1 protein-coding gene is annotated in these 901 nt (G+C 46.2%); it reads left to right on the top strand.

Annotated features, from left to right (window positions below):
• Positions 1 to 48: 48 nt before the first annotated feature.
• On the top strand, positions 49 to 901 hold an 853-nt coding region (locus ABNK64_RS11095), incomplete at its 3' end, for a transposase (protein ID WP_349764436.1).

Raw genomic sequence — 901 nt, 5'->3', positions numbered from 1 at the left:
ATCTGGAATATTTTTCGTATCGTTACACCATCAATTAAAAGAATGACTATGTTTAAAAAGACAGATCCGAATCCTCAGTTAGATATATTCACGGCTCCCTCAATGCAGTTAGGAAGTCGTGCTTCAAAGAAGTATTCTGACCCCAACGCATGGCATAACCAGTTCTATAGCCTCGTGACAACCAAGATTGATGAGGAGATATTCAAGCCTTTGTTCCCTGAAGGCAAGAAGAGCGGCCGCCCAAATGCTTCCATCCGCATACTCGTGGCTATGTCTGTCTTGAAGGAGGGATTCGGTTGCAGCGACGAGGATCTGTTTGAGAAGTGCGAGTTTGACCTTCTTACCAGAAAGGCTCTCGGCATGGAACTTCTGACTGATGTAACCCCATCAATAGATACCTATTATCTGTTTCGCCGCCGCATCTGCGAATATCAGGAAAGAACTGGCATTGACCTGATGCAGCTCTGCTTCGAGCAGCTTGCTGGCAAGCATGTACACCTTCTCAAGATATCAGGCAAATGCGTCCGTATGGACAGTAAGCTTATCGGTAGCAATATCGCTCGCCAGTCTCGCTATGAACTGATACATACAACTCTGGTCAAGTTCCTCAAGACATGCACGCTTACCCATCTCTCCCCAGAGCAGGAAGAGCGGGCAAAGGAATACTTGAAAGAGGATTCCTCCAAGACAGTTTACCGCTCTGACTCTGATACGCTTCAGAGCAATCTTGCCAGAATTGGTAATTTCATCATGGAGATGCTGGCAGTTTTTCCTGCTACTTCTCCTGCACATGATCTTCTTCTGCGTCTGTTTGAAGAACAGTATGTCGTAATGGACGGAAAGGCTGTACTTCGAGACAAGAAGGAGGTAAAGGCAGACAGTCTTCAGAATCCTAACGATC

This window comes from Fusobacterium sp. SYSU M8D902, from assembly GCF_040199715.1.
GTDB lineage: Bacteria > Fusobacteriota > Fusobacteriia > Fusobacteriales > Fusobacteriaceae > Fusobacterium_A.
Note: the sequence above shows the minus strand (reverse complement) of the source record. Positions and strands in the feature narration are given on the sequence as shown.